This window comes from Devosia sp. XGJD_8 (genome assembly GCF_046614475.1).
Classification (GTDB): domain Bacteria; phylum Pseudomonadota; class Alphaproteobacteria; order Rhizobiales; family Devosiaceae; genus Devosia.
Genome location: NZ_JBKJHF010000002.1, coordinates 205,001 through 221,911, shown reverse-complemented (window position 1 = coordinate 221,911; position 16,911 = coordinate 205,001). Strand labels below are relative to the sequence as shown.

The window sequence follows — 16,911 nt, the reverse complement described above, 5'->3', positions numbered from 1 at the left end:
GGCGGAGAAAAGGGTGATTTCATATATCGGAAGGTACTTTGATCATTCGGTACTTTGAGGGAAGGGGTCTGAGTACTTTGGAGCAATCAGCATCAGTACTAAGGTCCATTGCCGACGGGTCGGGCATCAAGAAGATGAGCCTGGCCCGGCAATTCACCATCGTCGGCGCGATCGTCACCATCACGGCCATGAGCCTGCTGGGCCTTTGGGTCGCCGAAAACATCCGCTCGGGAATGCTGCGCAGTTCGGGTTTCGCCAGCGCCATCCTCATGGACAGCTTCTTCGCGCCCTACGTCACGGCCATTGCCGAAACCGGCGAGATCAGTCCCGAACAGATTGCGGTGCTCAACCGCCTCTACACTGACACCCTGTTCGAGGCCGGCATGCGCTCCGTCAAGCTTTGGAAGCCTGACGGGACGATCATCTATGTCTCCGGCGAAGTGTTGATCCCCGAGGACGTCGGTCCCGGCCGCATTGCCCGCGCCGCGGCTGGTGAGATCGTGGTCAACTTCGAAGACGGCTACAACCACCCCGATCTCAGCACGCCCTTTATCGAGATCTATGTGCCCCTCTATCCCATCGGCTCCAATGAGGTTGCTGCCGTGGGTGAGTTTCACCAGGAAGCTTCACGCCTGCAGGAGGCGGTTTCGGCAGCCTATGTCTGGTCCTGGACGGTTGTGGGTGTTGTGGCGCTGGCCATGATGGGGGCGCTTTATGCGGTCGTGCTGCGTGGCAGCAAGACCATCACCCAGCAGCAGACCGCCCTGCAGCGCGCCGCGCACCACGCCGAGGAGTCGGCCCGCCAGAACGAACAACTGCGCATTGCCTCGGACAAGACCCGCCTTCAGGCGGCCGAGGTCAACGAGCAACTGCTCGGCCGTGTCGGCGCAGATCTGCACGACGGGCCCATTCAATTGCTGAGCGTGCTCAACTTCAAGCTGACACACCTGCTGTCGAACAAGACGCGGGCCCGCAAGGATGAGTGGAAGGACCCCGCACAGGTCGAAGCCAAGCTGCGCAACAGCCTCGAGGGCCTGGTTGCCCTCAATACGGAAGCACTGGAAGAGCTCCGCAGCATATCGGCGGGCCTCGTGCTGCCCGAACTGGTCGATTTGACGCTCGAGAGCACGCTCGAGCTGGCCATTTCCCGCCACGAAGCGCTGACCGGATGCAGCGTGGTCTATCGACATCACGCCCTGCCGGCACACACCTCCCACCTGATCAAGACCTGTCTCTATCGCGTGGTGCAGGAGGCGCTGAACAACTCTGCCCGATATGCCGCAGGGGCCGACCAGCTGGTTTCAGCGCGAGCCACCAGTGAGGCGATCGAACTGGAAGTGTCCGACACCGGACCGGGTATCGATCAGACCAGGCTCGAGAGTGAGGATCGGCGGGGTCTGGGCCTGCTGGGCATGTCCAACCGCATCAACGCCGTGGGTGGCACACTGGAGATCAAGGCGCCCGATGGAGGCGGCACCTTGATCCGGGCAACCATTCCTCTTGTCGGCGCCGAGGCCACCAACTGGCCGTGATCAGTTGATGTATTTTTCCGCCGCGATGACCACTTCAACGCGGTTGCGGGCCTTCAGCTTGGTCATCAGCCCGGACATGTAATTCTTGACCGTCTGCTCGTTGACCGACAGCGCCTGCGCAATTTCCCGGTTGGTCCTGGCGTTGGCCAGGTGCTTGATGATCTGAATCTCGCGCACATTGAGCCTGGGAGATTCAGGGGTCTCAGACTTGTTGCGCAGCAGCGCCATCACTTCGGCAAAGTACTTCCGCGTTACATACACCTCGTCACGCAGGACGGACTGAACTGCTTCAAACAGATCGTCGAAGCTATTGCCCTTGAGCACGAAGCCCATCGCTCCAGCATCCAGCACCTTGATGGCCGATTGCACGCTGGAATATGCGGTGAGTATGACGACCTTGGTCGGCCGGAAAGTGTTGGTGATAACGCGAATTGCCCCCACGACATCGCCCGGCATGCTGAGATCGAGGAACATCACATCCGGCCGGTGCATGGCTGCCAGGGCGATCGCGTCCTCGGCGGATGCACCCTGACCGACAACCATGAAATCGTCCTCGGCAGAAAATATCGAGGTCATTCCCGCGAGTACGGCGGGATGGTCGTCGACGAAAGCAAGACTGACTGGACGCTCTGCGACTTGTGGCTGCATATTCCCCTCCTGCCAGTCATTATGCGCAGCTTACTGGAAACGCCAAGTCAATATATTGCAGAACTGGTAAACTACTGAGGTCTCCGAGAGATGGCGACACGGCGCTGCGCGCGCGAGGCCAGCTCCTCGCCGTCAAGGACCACCGCCGTTTCGTGGAGGAAATGAATGCCCAAACAGAAAAAAGGAAGCGCTCTTTCGAGCGCTTCCTTACGTCACGGCTTGCTTTGGTTGCGGGAGCAGGATTTGAACCTGCGACCTTCAGGTTATGAGCCTGACGAGCTACCGGGCTGCTCCATCCCGCGTCAATTAGTCGATAACAGTGCCGGTGGGGCCGTCATCGTGCGAGGCTTGCTCGCGACGTGAGGGGTATATAGGGGGTCGAAGCCGATAGCTCAACCCCAAAAGCGGCCTCGCGTGACGCTTTTTTGACGCCGCGTTTTTTCTGGCAGCATGCCTGTCATTTTCGTCAGCTTCGGCTAGGGTAGGCAGGCTTCCATACCACTTGCCGGGATACCCTCATGAAATTGAAGCCGCTTGGCCGCACCGATCTGCGGGTGACCGAAATCTGCCTGGGCACCATGACCTGGGGCAGCCAGAATACCGAGGCCGAAGGCCACGCCCAGATCGACATGGCGCTCGATGCCGGCATCAATTTCATGGACACGGCCGAGATCTACGCGGTTCCGCGCAGCCCCGAGACCTCGGGCCGCACCGAGGAAATCATCGGCAACTGGTTCAAGAAGACCGGCAAGCGCGACCAGTGGATCCTGGCCTCCAAGGTCGCCGGCGGCCCGGTGGATTTCATCCGCAATGGCACGCGCACCAGCGGCAAGACGCTGCGCGAGGCCTTCGAAGCCAGCCTCAGGCGCCTGCAGACCGACTATATCGATCTCTACCAGATCCACTGGGCCGGCCGTGGCAGCTACAATTTCGACGGCTCCTGGACCTACCAGCCGCACAAGCAGGACACGGCCGACGCCCTCGCCAATATCGAGGACATGCTGGAAACACTGGGCGCCCTGGTCAAGGAGGGCAAGCTGGGCCATGTCGGCGTCTCCAACGAGACCACCTGGGGCATGGCGCAATGGCTGCGCATCGCCGAGGCGCGCGGCCTGCCCCGGATCGTTTCGGTGCAGAACGAATACAACCTGCTGCGCCGCCATTTCGACCTCGACCTGGCCGAACTCAGCCACCACGAGGATGTCGGCCTGCTCGCCTATTCCCCACTCGCCGGCGGGCTGATCACCGGCAAGTATTTCGACGGGCAGATGCCCAAGGGCAGCCGGGGCGACTATCAGAAGAGCTTCTGGCGCCTCAACGAGCAGTCCGAGGCCGCCGGCAAGCAATATCTCGCCTTGGCCGAACGCCATGGCCTTGATGTCTCGCAGATGGCCATCGCCTTCGCGCTGACCCGCCCCTTCATGACCTCGGTCATCATTGGCGCGACCAGCACCGCACAGCTGGCCAATGCCATCGGCGCCCACAAGGTTACGCTGTCGCCCGAGCTCATTGCCGAGATCGACGCCATCCACCGCCGCTATCCCCGCACGGTCTAGCGGCGGCCCGTCGTCTTTTGCCGCGATCACGCTATAACAGGCAGGCAAAGCCAATTCGGGGACGCCCTTGTCGACGCTGATTTCCACCCTGTTTCCGCTGATCTGCTATCTCGCCTACAACATCATCGTGCCGCAGGTGGAAAAGCTGCGGCCCTCGCTGTCGGTGATCATGAACATGCAGCGCCGCCGCTGGGTGGCCAATGCGACGCTGCGGGAATCGCCCTTCGATGCCATTCTCTCGGGCAATATCATGGGCTCGGTCAGCTTCCTCGCCTCGACGGCGGTGCTGCTGATCCTCGCCATCTTTGCGGTGTTCGGCCAGATCCCGGCGCTGATGGAGACACTCAATTCCCTCTCGCTCGACCGCGTCTATACCCTCGTCGATGTCCAGCTGCACCTGGTGGTCATGCTGGCCATGTTCGTGCTGGCCTTTTTTGCCTTCACCCTGTCGCTGCGACAGTTCAACCATTTCTGCATCATGCTGGGCGCCATCGACCATGTCGGCGGCACGACCGACGAAGAGATCGACGCCATCACCCGCATGAATGCGCTGGGCGCCAAGAACTTCAACAGCGGCATCCGCGCCTATTACTTCTCGGTCGCCTCGGTTGCCTGGTTCATCTCAGAATGGCTGCCGATCGTCGCCTGCATCCTCACCGTGATGATCCTGGCGCATCGCGAGTTCTTTTCCTCGGCCCACCGCACCGCGGCCTCGGCCGCGGTCATCGCGGCGCGGCGTCAGCAGGAAAAGCTGAAGCTCTAGCCTCGGGAACAGCTGGTGCCAGGTGACGTTCCAGAAATGCCGCTACGTCCTTGAGCACCGGCGCGATAGCCCGGGCCGGCCGGCCTAGCGCTAGCAGCGTCGCCGGGTGCCCGAGCGCCGGATAGTGGCGCTCCTCGGCAGTCACGCCCACGGCCCGCAGACGCGCGGCCAGCGCGATGCTGTTGCGCGGCAGCACCAGGCGGTCCTTGCCGCCATGACCCAGCAGGACCGGCGGCGCGTCGGCGCTGACATGGTTGACCGGCTGCGTTGTCGCCGGATCGCGCACAGCGCCAAAGGTCCGCAGGCTGATCGGGCCGTCGAACGGAAAGAAATCATAAGGTCCCGACAGACCCACCAGGCACCGCACGCGGTCCCGCAGCCCCGCCTCGGCCAGATAGGCCGGATGAAGCGCCAGCATGGCCGCATTATAGGCGCCCGCCGAATGGCCCATCAGGGCGATGCGCCGCCCGTCCCCGCCATGCGCCCCGATCCGGGCCGCGACCCACGACAGCGCCTCGGTGCAGTCGTCGAGAAAGCCGGGATATTCCACCTCCGGAACCAGCCGGTAGTCGGCGATCACCGTCACATAGCCCAGGGCCGCCAGGGCGCGCCCGGCAAATTCATAGTGGCGGCGGTCGCCATCCATCCATGAGCCGCCATAGACGAAGAACACCACCGGCAGCGGCCCGCTGGCCTGGCGGGGCGCATAGATATCCAGTGCCTGTCGCGGCAGCCGCCCATAGGGCACAGCATGCGCCACACGGCGCGACCCCGCATCCTTGGGACTAAGCGCATTGACGATGCCGAGCAGTGAAATTGCCATTTCTGCCTCTTCTTACCCACAAGCTACGCACCATTAGCCCGGATGGTTTCGTCGACATATGAACTCGGCAGCGGCGCAGCCGCAGCGTGGCCATGGAATGACGTGTCCCGCCAGGGACGCGACATTACATGACCTTGACAATCACCTAATGGAGTCGCTTTATGCCGCCAGCAAGCTCCACCTGACCCCGTCGCGCCCATGCTCGTCTGCCAATGCAACATGATCACCAGCAAGGAGATTGAGGATATCGTCCTCGATCTGCTCAAGGCCGATCCATGGCAGCTGGTCGTGCCCGCCAAGGTCTATGGTGAGCTCAATCGCAGGGCCAAATGCAGCGGCTGCGTGCCGAATGTGGTGGACATTATCGTTCGGGTCACCGAAAACTACCACGCGCAGCAAGCCCAACAGTCCGGCGACGTCGTATCGCTCCCGACTGGGCTCGAAAAGCTCAAGCAGCAACGGAGTGGAGTACGTCGTGAAAGGCGAAGCACAGGTCATCGAGCGGCTTAATGAAGCCCTTTTTCTGGAACTCGGTGCGGTCAACCAGTATTGGGTCCACTATCGTCTGTTGGACGACTGGGGCTACAAGAAGCTCGCTTCCAAGGAGCGCGCTGAATCCATTGAAGAAATGCATCACGCCGACCGGCTGATCGAGCGCATTATCTTCCTCGAAGGTCACCCCAATCTGCAGCGCGTTGCGCCTTTGCGAATCGGCCAGACCATCAAGGAAGTGCTCGAGGCCGATCTCGCCGGCGAGTATGACGCGCGCGCGGCCTACAAGGCCAGCCGCGAACTCTGCGAACAGCTTGGCGACTATGTTTCCAAGAACCTGTTCGAGGCCCTGCTGACCGACGAGGAAGGCCATATCGACTTCCTCGAGACCCAGCTCGAGCTCCTCGACAAGATCGGCGTCGAGAAATACGGCCAGCTCAATTCCGCTTCGGCCGACGAAGCCGAATAAACCAGATCGCTCTGCCACCGCCCGGAACCTGTTCCGGGCGGTTTTGTTTTGCCCGCTGTCGGAGAAACCCATGACCTGGCATACCGGACGCCTGATCGACCATGTGCATCTGCGGGCAAGGAACTTCGTCGCGACGCGGCATTTCTATACCGCTGTGCTGGGCGTGCTGGGGCTCAGGATCGACCAGTCCGGCGAAGGCTGGTTCCAGGTCGATGAGCTCTTCGTCGATGCGGCCGACGCCCGCACCATCCCCACCCATATCCACTTGGCCCTCCAGGCCCGCGACCGGGCCATGGTCGACGCCTTCTACAAGACCGCCCTTGCCGCCGGCGGCAAGGACAACGGCGCCCCGGGCGAGCGGCACTACCACCCGGGCTATTACGCCGCCTTCGTGCTCGATCCTGATGGCAACAATATCGAGGCCGTCTTCCACGGCCCGGTGCAGCGCTCCGCCGCCTCGGTCGAACTCAACCCGGCCTAGCGTCGTCCTCAGGCCACGGCACGATTGTCAATTCCGGCCAGATCGCCTTGTTGCGCTCGGCCTTTGCGTGGTGGGTGAGACGGTTGTCGAGAGCAGGGTTCGGGGTCACCCGGAACGCGAATATGTCGTCGAGCCCGAACGGGCTGAAGATGCTGATGCTGTCATCCGCCTCCAGCCGCGCTGCAACCGCATGGGTCTTTGAGGCGAAGTAGAGCATCATCTCGGCGCTGCTGCGCAACTGCGGATAGGGCGTGCCGAACTTCTGCGGAAACCAGATATGGACGCGCGCCTGATTGCGCACTTCGACCGGAATGGGCAGCCCCTCAAACCGGGCCGCTGCACGCTGGATCACCGCATCTTCGGCCTCATAGCTGAGATCGCGGCCATCGAAATAGACAACATCGGCATCCTTGATGCCCGTCAGCGCAGGCCGCCCGGTCAGCACATTCCATACCGTATTGTAGATCGCGCCCGACCCCAGCAACGGATCGGGCAGATCAAGCTCGCGCAGTCCCTCCAGCACCGTCATGAGCACCGGCTCACCCCGGACGATGCCTTCCAGTACTTGGCGCTGCACGGCCGGTTCGGCCCCGGCGAATCTAAGGTGGTCAGTTGAAGGCATGGATGTGCTGAGCTTCCGGTCAGGCCGAGTCGAGAGGGATGGTTTTCGAGAACCGGAGCGCAGCGTACATCAGTACGTGAGCACCGGAAGCGCAGAAAATCACCCCTCGCAGGCCGGCATCACCGGAAGATCAGCGCATCCGCTAGTTCTCGATCGGCTGGAACATCGCATTCATCTGCTCGACGATCTGCTCCATCGGCGCGATGGCTTCGGGCAGCTGCTCGGGCGCATCGGGCGCCACCGCGACATAGGGCACGCCGCTGGGGAAGGCCCCGAACATCTGGAAGAAGGCCACCATGTCGTCCAGCACCGGCATGCGCCAGCGCCACAGCGCCCCCAGCGCCAGCACCGGCTCCATATGGCCATAGCCCTCGTAATAGCGGGTGGTGACCCACACGCCGCTATCCTTGAGCTTCTGGGCAAAGCGCTCGGTATTCTGCATGCGCACGATGGGATCGGTCGTGCCGGTGGCCAGGTACATCGGCGGCGCCTCGCTGGTCACCAGGTTGATCGGCTGGGTCCCCTGCGGGTTGGGCGCGCCGCCAAACACGTCGCGCACCTCGTTATATTCGAAGGGATAGAAGTCGAACGGCCCCGACAGCGCTGCCACCGCCTGGATGGACATGCTGACATCGAATTCACGCAGGAAGGACGGGTCCAGCGCCAGCATCACCGCATTATAGGCTCCGGCCGAATGCCCGGCGAGAAACAGCCGGTTGGGGTCGCCGCCATAGTTGGCAATATTGGTCTGCACCCAGCTGAGGGCGCTGGCACTGTCATAGAGAAAATCGGGATAGGTGACATCCGGGAACACCCGGTAATCGGCGATCACCACGACAAAGCCGCGCGAGGCCAGGGCCTGGCCGACGAACTGGTATTCGTACTTCTCGCCCCGGCTCCAGCCACCGCCATAGATGAAGAACACCACGGGCGCCAGCGTGCCGCGCGCCTCGGGCGCATAGACGTCGAGCTTGTGGCGCGCGCCATCGGCATAGGCAATGTCAGCGCCGACCTTGACCGTGCCGGCATCCATGGCAGCCGGCAGGTTGAACGGATCCATGATCGAGAGGGCAAAGGCCTTGCCGGGAAGCACGACACTGGCCATCAGGGCGCCGATGAAGGCACGGCGCGACAAGGAATAGGAGCGGGGCATTGGTCACTACATGATTTGGGAGAGCCACTGGCTAGCAGTCAAAGCCGGGCATTTTGTGGCACGGGCCTGCCTGGGCATGTCGTCGGATGCAGGGGCGGAAATGGGCGAGGGCAGGCGCCTCCAATGGATGGAAACTGACCTGCCCTCTACTTAAGCGCGATAAAATTGCTCCCAATCCGTTAACAGAGGGTTAACGTTTGAGCCGGTCGAGCAGCCTCCCGGAGATGTGACCATCCGCCGGCAATCCTACCCGGCTCTGATAGGCCATCACGGCCGCCCGCGTCTTGGGGCCGACCACCCCATCGGGCGAGCCGGCGTCAAATCCGGCACGACCCAGCAGGGTCTGCAATTCCGCCCGCTGCGCCTTGGTCAGTGCATAGTCACCCGCCGGCCAGGGCGTCGCAAAGCCCCCCGTGCCGATGATGCGATCCGCCAGGTGGCCGACCGCCAGGGCATAGCTGTCCGAATTGTTGTAGCGCTTGATCACATCGAAATTGGGCAGCAGCAGGAAGGTCGGTCCGGCCGCGCCAGCCGGCATATAGAGCCGGCCGACATCGCTGGGGCGCGGAAACGGCCGGCCCGAAACGCGCTGGATGCCCATGGCCTGCCACTGGCTGAGCGGCGCCCGCTCGAGCTGGCGCGCCCCGGCAAAATCGAAGCCGCTCGGCAGCTTGACCTCGTAGCCCCAGGTCTCGCCCGGCCGCCAGCCGAAATTGTTGAGATAATTGGCCGTCGAGCCCAGCGCATCCTGCACCGAGTTCCAGATGTCCTTCTTGCCGTCGCCATTATAGTCGACGGCATAGCGCATGAAGCTCGAGGGCATGAACTGGGTGTGGCCCATGGCGCCCGCCCAGGAGCCCACCATGTTGCGGGGGCTTACATGGCCGTCGGAGACGATGCGCAGCGCCGTCAGCAACTCATCGCGGAAGAAGTCCGTGCGATAGCCGCCCTCGGTCAGCGTGGCCAGCGCATGGATGGTGTTTTCGCCACCCATGAAGCCACCAAAATTGGTTTCCATGCCCCAGATGGCCAGCACGATTTCAGGCTGCACGCCCCAGCGCTGCTCCGACCCGGTCAGCGTCTGGTTCCACTCCACCCGCATGGCCTGGCCCTTCTGCGCCTGGCCGGCGGTGACCCGCTTGTCGATATATTGCTGCACGGTCTGGGAAAATTCGGGCTGCTTCTTGGTCAGCTCCATGACCTTGGGAATGTAGTTATAGCCGGAAAAGGCGGATTCGAACGCCGCCCGGCTCACCCCGCGCGCCTCCGCCTGCGGCCAGAGCCCGCGCACGAAATCGGCGCTGTTGGCCAGGCTCGGCGCCACGGCGGCCACGCTGAGCGCGGCAGCCAGCGCCAGGGCCGAAAACCCACGGAAAAGGATGACGGTCTTGCTGTTCGAACGGAACATTTGGGGCCTCGTGATACGCGAATACGAAAAACACGGCTGCGCCGGCTGTGCCGCAACGGGCGCGTATCACTATTTTAACCCACCAAATTAAGATCGCCTTAAGGCAACGACCGCGGCCCGATCACGAAACGGTCAGCCCCGGCTTGGCTCGCCCGGCAGCTCGGGCGTGCCGCCCTCCCGGCTTTCCCCATCGATCACCGGCAAAGCCGGCCGGCGAGCTGGCGCGCTGGCGACATAGGTCACGTGCGGATAGGGAATCTCGATGCCGCGCTCGGCGAAGATGGTCTTGACCAGCTCGCTATAGGCACGACCCGCCGCCCAGTGCTTGCCCGGCAGCGTCTTGATGCGGGCCCGTACCGTGACGGCGGAATCGGCAAAGGCGATGATGCCCTGCATGTCCAGTTCGTCGATGATGTTCTCGCCATGCTCGGTCTGCATCAGCTGGTCGAAGGCGTCATGCATGGCCTGCTTCACCTCCGCAATGTCGCTGTCATAGGCCACGCCGATCTCCGCCACATGGAAGGAGAAACCGCGCACCATGTTGGAGACCTGGTCGACCGAGGAGAACGGGATCAAATGCACCGTGCCGCCCAGGTCGCGAATGGTCACCGAGCGGATGGTGAGCTTTTCCACCACGCCCGACTTGCCCCCCGCCTCCACCACGTCGCCCTCATTCATCACATTCTCGAACTGGATGAAGATGCCGGTGATGATGTCCTGCACCAGCTTTTGCGATCCGAAACCGATGGCGAGGCCAATCACCCCGGCGCCCGCCAGGAGCGGAGCGATGTTCACCCCGATCTGGGCCAGCGCCAGCATCAGCCCGAACACCACCAGCGCGATTGTGAAGGCGTTCTTGAACAGGCCCAGCAGCGTTTTCTCGCGCGCCGTCGGCGTCTTGCCGATGCTGGTATTGAGCCGGTACTCCACCCAGGACGCCACCACCACATGCAGCACGATGCAGACCAGGATGATCAGCGCCGCCGAAATCACCGACCCTGCCACCTGCTGGCCGCCATCGCTGCCGATCCAGCCGACAAAGTCGAACAGCGCCCAGGCCTGGGCAATGGCCAGCAGCACGCCGGCAATCACCACCCAGCGCACCACCAGCATCACATGTGGCACGAAGGCATGCAGCCGCGTCTCGAGCAGCGGCAGGCGCCGCTTGATATCCTCGGGCAGACTCAGACCCGCGCTGACAAAGCGCGCGATGAAGCCGACGATGACCACGCCGACCAGGATGGCTATGGCCGATTGCACGGTGGCGCCCAGCATGAAGGGCAGCGCCTGTTCCGGATTGGCAAACCACACGACCAGCAGCGTCACGAGGTAGACGATCGCCACCACATGCCAGTATTGCCCCAGCAGGATCAGCAATTGACCGGTGCCGTCATTGCCCCGCCGGGCCGCAATGCCGGTCAGCCAGGTCCGCACGTCGTCCTTGTTCTGCAGCACGACGATAATGCCGATGGTAACAGCCGTGGCCATCACCAATACCTGCACCGCCGATGCCGCGCCCACCGACAGGTTGGCCGCCAGCAGCGGCGTTATGAACAGGAAGGTATAGCCCAGGAGCGAAATGATCCGCCCCAGCCAGAATGACCAATAGGCCGCATTGTCGTCGGTCACGCCGATCAGCCGCAGCGACTCGTAGCGCGGCTGCAGGATGGCGCGGGCCACCAGCTTGCTGGTCTCGACGAGAAGGAAGGCATTGAGCAGCAGCGACTGGTTGATGCCCATGCGGCCCGTGGCACCACCGACCAGCATCAGGGCCACCACATAGCCGATCGCCCAGGCCAGCAGCACCGAGCCCAGGTCCACCACCAGCGCTCCGAGCATGCCCAGGATCCGCGAGGGCCAGCCGCGCCCCGTCACCCGGCGCGCAATCAGCCCCTGGGCCCAGAGCACGATGATCCGCAATGCCAGGAAACTGCCGAACAGTCCGGCTCCCACCAGCACGACGCCGATGGCCACGTCACGGAAACCGTCGAGATCGGCGCTCAGCGTGCCGCTCAGCCCCTGCTGCAGCTCGATAAATACCCCGCCCAGTGAGCGCAGCGTCGTCGAGGTGCCCTCGGCTGCCGCCCGCGTATATTCGGCGAGCTGGCGCACGATGCTGAGATCAGGCGGCGCCTCGGCCGGTACGCCCGCTTCTTCGGTCTGGCGCAACCGCTCCAGCAGGGCCGCACGGGTTTCATCATTCTCGATGATGCGGATCAGCTCGTCGATTCCCGCATCGCCAGCCACTGGCGCTGGCTCTTCCGGCAGGAACTGGGCCATGGCTTGTGCGGGGGCGAGTAGCAGAAGGATCAGCAGGGCGAGAATGCGCATCAATATATCCAGCAGGTCAGTTTCGGCAGGAAGGGCGACGGGTCGGCATACTACCCAGGTGGATACGCCGGGACAGCCTTAAGGTTCAACCGCCCAGCCCGCTTTCCTCGGCGGCGCCACCCCCACGCTATCGGCGGGCCGGCTCGGCGGTGACGATTTCGCCCCGCCAATAGAGGAACTCGCCTTCGGGCAGGACCCACGCCACCTCGCCGAACCGCGGCAGGCGATAATTGCCAAAGCGCGCATAGCCGCTGAAGCGGCCGATCCAGCGCGTGGCGATGTTCTGGTCCCCCACCGCACGCGGCCGGTCGTCGGCTTCCATGCTCACCACATCGCCATCGGCGTCAAAACCCAGCCGCACGCGCGCCGGGCCACCTTCGGTCTGTAGCGCAACCTCGACGGTCCGCTCGTCGACCTGCCGCCACGCGAGACCTGCTGCATTGACGATGGCGTCGGGATTCCACGCCAGCTCCGCCAGGAACCGCATGGCCTCGCCGCGGCTCACATCGGCACCCCTGGCATTGGCAACCGGCACCGAGCCGGCAAGTCTGGCCTCCAGCCACCCCTCACCCGCCACATAGCCATCCACCACGACCACGGGGATGATCGCAGCCATGCGCCCCCGTGCCTGCCAGACAAAACCCGGATCGCGCGTCCCCGAAATCTGGGTTGCCTCGATGGGAAGCCAGTCCTGCCCGGGCGCCAGCTTCATCTCCGCTTCTTGCGTGATCGTCATTGTGGCCGGGCCACCTGGTTGCCCACCATTGCGGGCGGCGAAGGCGAGAACCAGCGACGGGATCGCCGCCTGGTCGGGCGGAGCCGAGTTCTGCGCGGCAATCAGCCGTCTGATGGCCGCGTCGGTCCCTGCCGCGAACCGCGCCGCGAGGGCGAAGTGCGCAACGACAAGCCCGACAACACTGAGCACGGCCACGATCAACAGCATCTTCATCAGGCATCATACCCGCTGTCGACAGCCTGTCCCACCCCTGTGCTCCGCCCGGCGCGCAGATCTCAGTGAAACGGACGAACCTCCACCGGGGCGCGGCAGGCAATCGCCGCCTTGCGCCCCCAGGCCAGCGCCTCGTCCATGTCAGCAAGCTCCAGCACCCAGAAGCCACCCACATGCTCCTTGGCCTCGGTATAGGGGCCGTCAGTGATGAGCAGCTCGCCGCCCCTGCCCCGCACCGATCGCGCGCGGCTCGCCTGCTGCAGCCCGCCAACGAAGACCCGACACCCGGCGGCCACCATCTCGTCGTTGAGCGCGTCGATATCGCGCACCATTTCCGCATCCTCGACCGCGGCCGCGTCGTAGTCATCGGGGTGATAGATCGCAACCAGAAACTGCGTCATGGCATCCTCCTGTGCACAATCGGCCGAGCACAGGCTCCGCCGTCACCCTGGCGACGACTGGCAGAACGGCATTTCGACAAGGCGCGTCGACTATTTCACTGCATGTCCTTGAAGCAGGTCTTCGCAGCCTGGCTGGGCAAGACGCGCAGATCCCAAGCTCTGCATGGCTGCGCATCGGACAGGATAGCGAACGGAGCGACTATCGACAGCAGCACAAGAGAGCAGAGGTAAGCCAGCGGATTGCCTCTCCCGATGCCCTTCGTCCGATGCCCTTCGTCCGATGCCCTTCGTCCGATGCCCTTCGTCCGATGCCCTTCGTCCGATGCCCTTCGTCCGATGCCCTTCGTCCGATGCCCTGAAAGGCAGAATCCGGGCAGATCCGGCTGTCAACACCGGGGCTCTCGCCCCGGTTGGCACGTTGAACCAGGCGAAATGCGAACACGCCAAACGCAAAAACCCCTCACCGTTTCCGGTGAGGGGTTTTTGAAAGTTTTCTTTCGACATTGTAACGAGATCATACGTTTTTGGCAGACCTTGCAGCGACCTACTCTCCCAAGCCTTAAGACTTAGTACCATTGGCGCAGAGGAATTTGACGGTCGAGTTCGGGATGGGATCGGGTCTTGGGCTCCTCGCAAAAACCACAAGGTCAGCGAAAAACGTATGAGTGAATTCTGGTTATGTTTTTTAGGACAACGCTTTCCCATGCAAGAAGCGTTGTCTGGTGTATTTCTGAACCGATCGAAAATCACAATCTATGCGGACATAGATTAATGAGAACGATCAAGCCAATCGAGCTATTAGTACCGGTAAGCTTCACATATTGCTACGCTTCCACACCCGGCCTATCGACGTGGTGGTCTTCCACGGCTCTCAAGGGAATACTAGTTTTGAAGGAGGCTTCCTGCTTAGATGCTTTCAGCAGTTATCCCGTCCGAACTTAGCTACCCTGCAATGCGGCTGGCGCCACAACAGGTCCACCAGAGGTTCGTCCAACCCGGTCCTCTCGTACTAGGGTCAGCTCTTCTCAATATTCCTACACCCACGGCAGATAGGGACCGAACTGTCTCACGACGTTCTAAACCCAGCTCACGTACCACTTTAAATGGCGAACAGCCATACCCTTGGGACCTGCTCCAGCCCCAGGATGTGATGAGCCGACATCGAGGTGCCAAACAATGCCGTCGATATGGACTCTTGGGCATTATCAGCCTGTTATCCCCAGCGTACCTTTTATTCGTTGAGCGATGGCCCTTCCACGCGGGACCACCGGATCACTATGACCGACTTTCGTCTCTGCTCGACTTGTCAGTCTCGCAGTCAGGCAGGCTTATGCCATTGCACTCAGCGGACGATTTCCGACCGTCCTGAGCCCACCATCGCGCGCCTCCGTTACTCTTTGGGAGGCGACCGCCCCAGTCAAACTACCCACCATACGCTGTCCCGGACACTGTTATGCCGCGGTTAGACATCTATGACGATAAGGGTGGTATCTCATCTTGCGGCTCCACAGAAACTAGCGTCCCTGCTTCAAAGCCTACCACCTATCCTGCACATGCCGACACAAATGCCAGCGTAAAGCTATAGTAAAGGTGCATGGGGTCTTTCCGTCTGACCGCAGGAACCCCGCATCTTCACGGGGAATTCAATTTCGCTGAGTCTATACTGGAGACAGTGGGGAAGTCGTTACGCCATTCGTGCAGGTCGGAACTTACCCGACAAGGAATTTCGCTACCTTAGGACCGTTATAGTTACGGCCGCCGTTTACCGGGGCTTCAATTCAAGGCTTTCACCTCTCCTTTTAACCTTCCGGCACCGGGCAGGCGTCAGACCCTATACGTCGTATTGCTACTTCGCAGAGCCCTGTGTTTTTAGTAAACAGTCGCCACCCCCTCTTTTGTGCCACTCCTAAAGGGTTGCCCCGATAGAAGTCATGCTTATCCCGAAGTTACGCATGCAATTTGCCGAGTTCCTTCAGTATAGTTCTCTCAAGCGCCTTGGTATACTCTACCAGTCCACCTGTGTCGGTTTAGGGTACGGTCAATGTTGGTGGAGCTATTTCCAGGAACCGGCTCATCGCACCCCCAATCCAATAAGGGGATACGAACCTGCGCGATCCGTCACTACCACCTGGTTCACGAATATTAACGTGATTCCCATCGTCTACGCATTTCTGCCTCGACTTAGGGGCCGACTAACCCTGCGCTGATTAGCATTGCGCAGGAACCCTTGGACTTTCGGCGAAAGTGTCTCTCACACTTTTTATCGCTACTCATGTCATCATTCGCACTTCCGATACCTCCACGGCCCCTCACAGGTACCGCTTCACAGGCTTACGGAACGCTCCGCTACCGCTTGCACGTAAACGTGCAAACCCTAAGCTTCGGTGCATAGTTTTAGACCCGGTACATCTTCGCCGCAGGAACGCTTGACCAGTGAGCTGTTACGCTATCTTTAAAGGATGGCTGCTTCTAAGCCAACCTCCTGGTTGTCTAAGCATTCCCACATGCTTTCCCACTTAACTATGACTTGGGGACCTTAGCTGTAGGTTAGGGCTGTTTCCCTTTTGACGACGGACCTTAGCACCCGCCGTCTGTCTCCCGGATATTACTTGTGGGTATTCGGAGTTTGGTTAGGTTTGGTAAGTCGGTGAGACCCCCTAGCCCATCCAGTGCTCTACCCCCCACAGTATTCGTCCGAGGCGATACCTAAATATCTTTCGCGGAGAACCAGCTATTTCCAAGTTTGATTGGCCTTTCACCCCTAGGAACAAGTCATCCCCGTAATTTTCAACTTACGTGGGTTCGGCCCTCCAGTAAGTGTTACCTTACCTTCAGCCTGCTCATACCTAGATCACTTGGTTTCGGGTCTAATCCAACTAACTTAACGCCCTATTCAGACTCGCTTTCGCTGCGCCTACACCTAACGGCTTAAGCTTGCTAGTTAGACTAAGTCGATGACCCATTATACAAGAGGTACGCCGTCACCCTTTCGGGCTCCGACTGTTTGTATGCATCCAGTTTCAGGAACTATTTCACTCCCCTCGTCGGGGTGCTTTTCACCTTTCCCTCACGGTACTTGTTCGCTATCGGTCGTGCACGAGTACTTAGGCTTGGATAGTGGTCTACCCATGTTCAGACAGAATTTCACGTGTTCCGCCTTACTCGAGGACCTCAATGCTTTCTACCGGTACGGGGCTATCACCCACTATGGCCAACATTTCCATGTTGTTCCCGTTCTTACAAAGAGGCCACTGGCCTGGTCCGCGTTCGCTCGCCACTACTA

14 protein-coding genes, 1 tRNA gene and 2 rRNA genes (1 of these 17 running past the window's edge) are annotated in these 16,911 nt (G+C 61.4%); 6 read left to right on the top strand and 11 right to left on the bottom strand.

Annotation, left to right across the window (positions count from 1 at the left end):
• Nucleotides 1–134: 134 nt before the first annotated feature.
• Nucleotides 135–1,532, top strand: coding sequence for a sensor histidine kinase (locus ACLI1C_RS16645; RefSeq protein WP_411398673.1), 1,398 nt, complete (start codon nt 135–137; stop codon nt 1,530–1,532).
• Here the strand turns inward: ACLI1C_RS16645 and ACLI1C_RS16640 are convergent, their stop codons facing one another.
• The gene (locus tag ACLI1C_RS16640) at nt 1,533–2,180 is read right to left on the bottom strand and encodes a response regulator transcription factor (RefSeq protein ID WP_411398672.1); all 648 of its coding nucleotides are present in this window, start codon (nt 2,178–2,180) and stop codon (nt 1,533–1,535) included.
• A 225-nt stretch (nt 2,181–2,405) separates the two neighbouring features.
• A tRNA-Met gene (locus ACLI1C_RS16635) sits at nt 2,406–2,482 on the bottom strand.
• Between the two features lie 216 nt (nt 2,483–2,698).
• On the opposite strand from ACLI1C_RS16635, the gene ACLI1C_RS16630 reads away from it, so the two are divergent.
• Complete coding sequence (locus tag ACLI1C_RS16630) at nt 2,699–3,736, top strand: aldo/keto reductase (RefSeq protein WP_411398671.1); 1,038 nt, start codon at nt 2,699–2,701, stop codon at nt 3,734–3,736.
• A gap of 67 nt (nt 3,737–3,803) precedes the next feature.
• Nucleotides 3,804–4,499, top strand: coding sequence for a DUF599 domain-containing protein (locus ACLI1C_RS16625; RefSeq protein ID WP_411398670.1), 696 nt, complete (start codon nt 3,804–3,806; stop codon nt 4,497–4,499).
• On the opposite strand, the gene ACLI1C_RS16620 is transcribed toward ACLI1C_RS16625, so the two are convergent.
• Nucleotides 4,459–5,322 (bottom strand): alpha/beta hydrolase, encoded by an 864-nt coding sequence (locus ACLI1C_RS16620; RefSeq protein ID WP_411398669.1) that lies wholly within the window; start codon nt 5,320–5,322, stop codon nt 4,459–4,461. The two genes, ACLI1C_RS16625 and ACLI1C_RS16620, sit on opposite strands and share 41 nt — an antisense overlap.
• A 198-nt stretch (nt 5,323–5,520) precedes the next feature.
• On the opposite strand from ACLI1C_RS16620, the gene ACLI1C_RS16615 reads away from it, so the two are divergent.
• The 3 genes from ACLI1C_RS16615 (at nt 5,521) to ACLI1C_RS16605 (ending at nt 6,764) form a co-directional block, all read left to right on the top strand.
• Nucleotides 5,521–5,832: a (2Fe-2S)-binding protein gene (locus ACLI1C_RS16615; protein ID WP_411398668.1), complete on the top strand. Its 312-nt coding sequence runs from the start codon at nt 5,521–5,523 to the stop codon at nt 5,830–5,832.
• Complete coding sequence (bfr, locus tag ACLI1C_RS16610; RefSeq protein WP_411398667.1) at nt 5,798–6,283, top strand: bacterioferritin; 486 nt, start codon at nt 5,798–5,800, stop codon at nt 6,281–6,283. The genes ACLI1C_RS16615 and bfr overlap by 35 nt, the downstream gene beginning before the upstream one ends.
• Before the next feature lie 70 nt (nt 6,284–6,353).
• Entirely contained in the window at nt 6,354–6,764 is a 411-nt protein-coding gene (locus ACLI1C_RS16605) for a VOC family protein (protein WP_411398666.1), read from the top strand.
• On the opposite strand, the gene ACLI1C_RS16600 is transcribed toward ACLI1C_RS16605, so the two are convergent.
• From ACLI1C_RS16600 to ACLI1C_RS16565, 8 genes are all read right to left on the bottom strand, one after another.
• Entirely contained in the window at nt 6,751–7,341 is a 591-nt protein-coding gene (locus ACLI1C_RS16600) for a nucleotidyltransferase family protein (protein ID WP_411398665.1), read from the bottom strand. The genes ACLI1C_RS16605 and ACLI1C_RS16600 overlap by 14 nt on opposite strands.
• A gap of 187 nt (nt 7,342–7,528) precedes the next feature.
• The gene (locus ACLI1C_RS16595) at nt 7,529–8,539 is read right to left on the bottom strand and encodes an alpha/beta hydrolase (RefSeq protein ID WP_411398664.1); all 1,011 of its coding nucleotides are present in this window, start codon (nt 8,537–8,539) and stop codon (nt 7,529–7,531) included.
• A gap of 190 nt (nt 8,540–8,729) precedes the next feature.
• Nucleotides 8,730–9,947 carry a lytic murein transglycosylase gene (locus ACLI1C_RS16590; protein ID WP_411398663.1) on the bottom strand — a complete coding sequence of 406 codons (1,218 nt, stop codon included), beginning with the start codon at nt 9,945–9,947 and terminating at the stop codon, nt 8,730–8,732.
• A 132-nt stretch (nt 9,948–10,079) separates the two neighbouring features.
• Nucleotides 10,080–12,278, bottom strand: coding sequence for a mechanosensitive ion channel domain-containing protein (locus ACLI1C_RS16585; RefSeq protein ID WP_411398662.1), 2,199 nt, complete (start codon nt 12,276–12,278; stop codon nt 10,080–10,082).
• Between the two features lie 127 nt (nt 12,279–12,405).
• Complete coding sequence (locus tag ACLI1C_RS16580; RefSeq protein WP_411398661.1) at nt 12,406–13,227, bottom strand: DUF6544 family protein; 822 nt, start codon at nt 13,225–13,227, stop codon at nt 12,406–12,408.
• Between the two features lie 62 nt (nt 13,228–13,289).
• A complete protein-coding gene (locus ACLI1C_RS16575; RefSeq protein ID WP_411398660.1) occupies nt 13,290–13,628 on the bottom strand; it encodes a YciI family protein in 339 nt (112 codons plus the stop codon).
• 531 nt (nt 13,629–14,159) lie between these two features.
• Nucleotides 14,160–14,275: ribosomal RNA gene (gene rrf, locus ACLI1C_RS16570) — 5S ribosomal RNA — on the bottom strand.
• 130 nt (nt 14,276–14,405) lie between these two features.
• Nucleotides 14,406–16,911, bottom strand: a 23S ribosomal RNA gene (locus tag ACLI1C_RS16565) (it continues 217 nt past the right edge of the window).

Bases quoted from the DNA above. Each gene is read 5' to 3' on its own strand.
- ACLI1C_RS16645 (WP_411398673.1), top strand. From the start codon at position 135: ATGAGCCTGGCCCGGCAATTCACCATCGTCGGCGCGATCGTCACCATC.
- ACLI1C_RS16640 (WP_411398672.1), bottom strand. From the start codon at position 2,180: ATGCAGCCACAAGTCGCAGAGCGTCCAGTCAGTCTTGCTTTCGTCGAC.
- ACLI1C_RS16615 (WP_411398668.1), top strand. From the start codon at position 5,521: ATGCTCGTCTGCCAATGCAACATGATCACCAGCAAGGAGATTGAGGAT.
- ACLI1C_RS16585 (WP_411398662.1), bottom strand. From the start codon at position 12,278: ATGCGCATTCTCGCCCTGCTGATCCTTCTGCTACTCGCCCCCGCACAA.
- ACLI1C_RS16595 (WP_411398664.1), bottom strand. From the start codon at position 8,539: ATGCCCCGCTCCTATTCCTTGTCGCGCCGTGCCTTCATCGGCGCCCTG.
- ACLI1C_RS16575 (WP_411398660.1), bottom strand. From the start codon at position 13,628: ATGACGCAGTTTCTGGTTGCGATCTATCACCCCGATGACTACGACGCG.
- ACLI1C_RS16605 (WP_411398666.1), top strand. From the start codon at position 6,354: ATGACCTGGCATACCGGACGCCTGATCGACCATGTGCATCTGCGGGCA.
- ACLI1C_RS16630 (WP_411398671.1), top strand. From the start codon at position 2,699: ATGAAATTGAAGCCGCTTGGCCGCACCGATCTGCGGGTGACCGAAATC.
- ACLI1C_RS16620 (WP_411398669.1), bottom strand. From the start codon at position 5,322: ATGGCAATTTCACTGCTCGGCATCGTCAATGCGCTTAGTCCCAAGGAT.
- ACLI1C_RS16580 (WP_411398661.1), bottom strand. From the start codon at position 13,227: ATGAAGATGCTGTTGATCGTGGCCGTGCTCAGTGTTGTCGGGCTTGTC.
- ACLI1C_RS16590 (WP_411398663.1), bottom strand. From the start codon at position 9,947: ATGTTCCGTTCGAACAGCAAGACCGTCATCCTTTTCCGTGGGTTTTCG.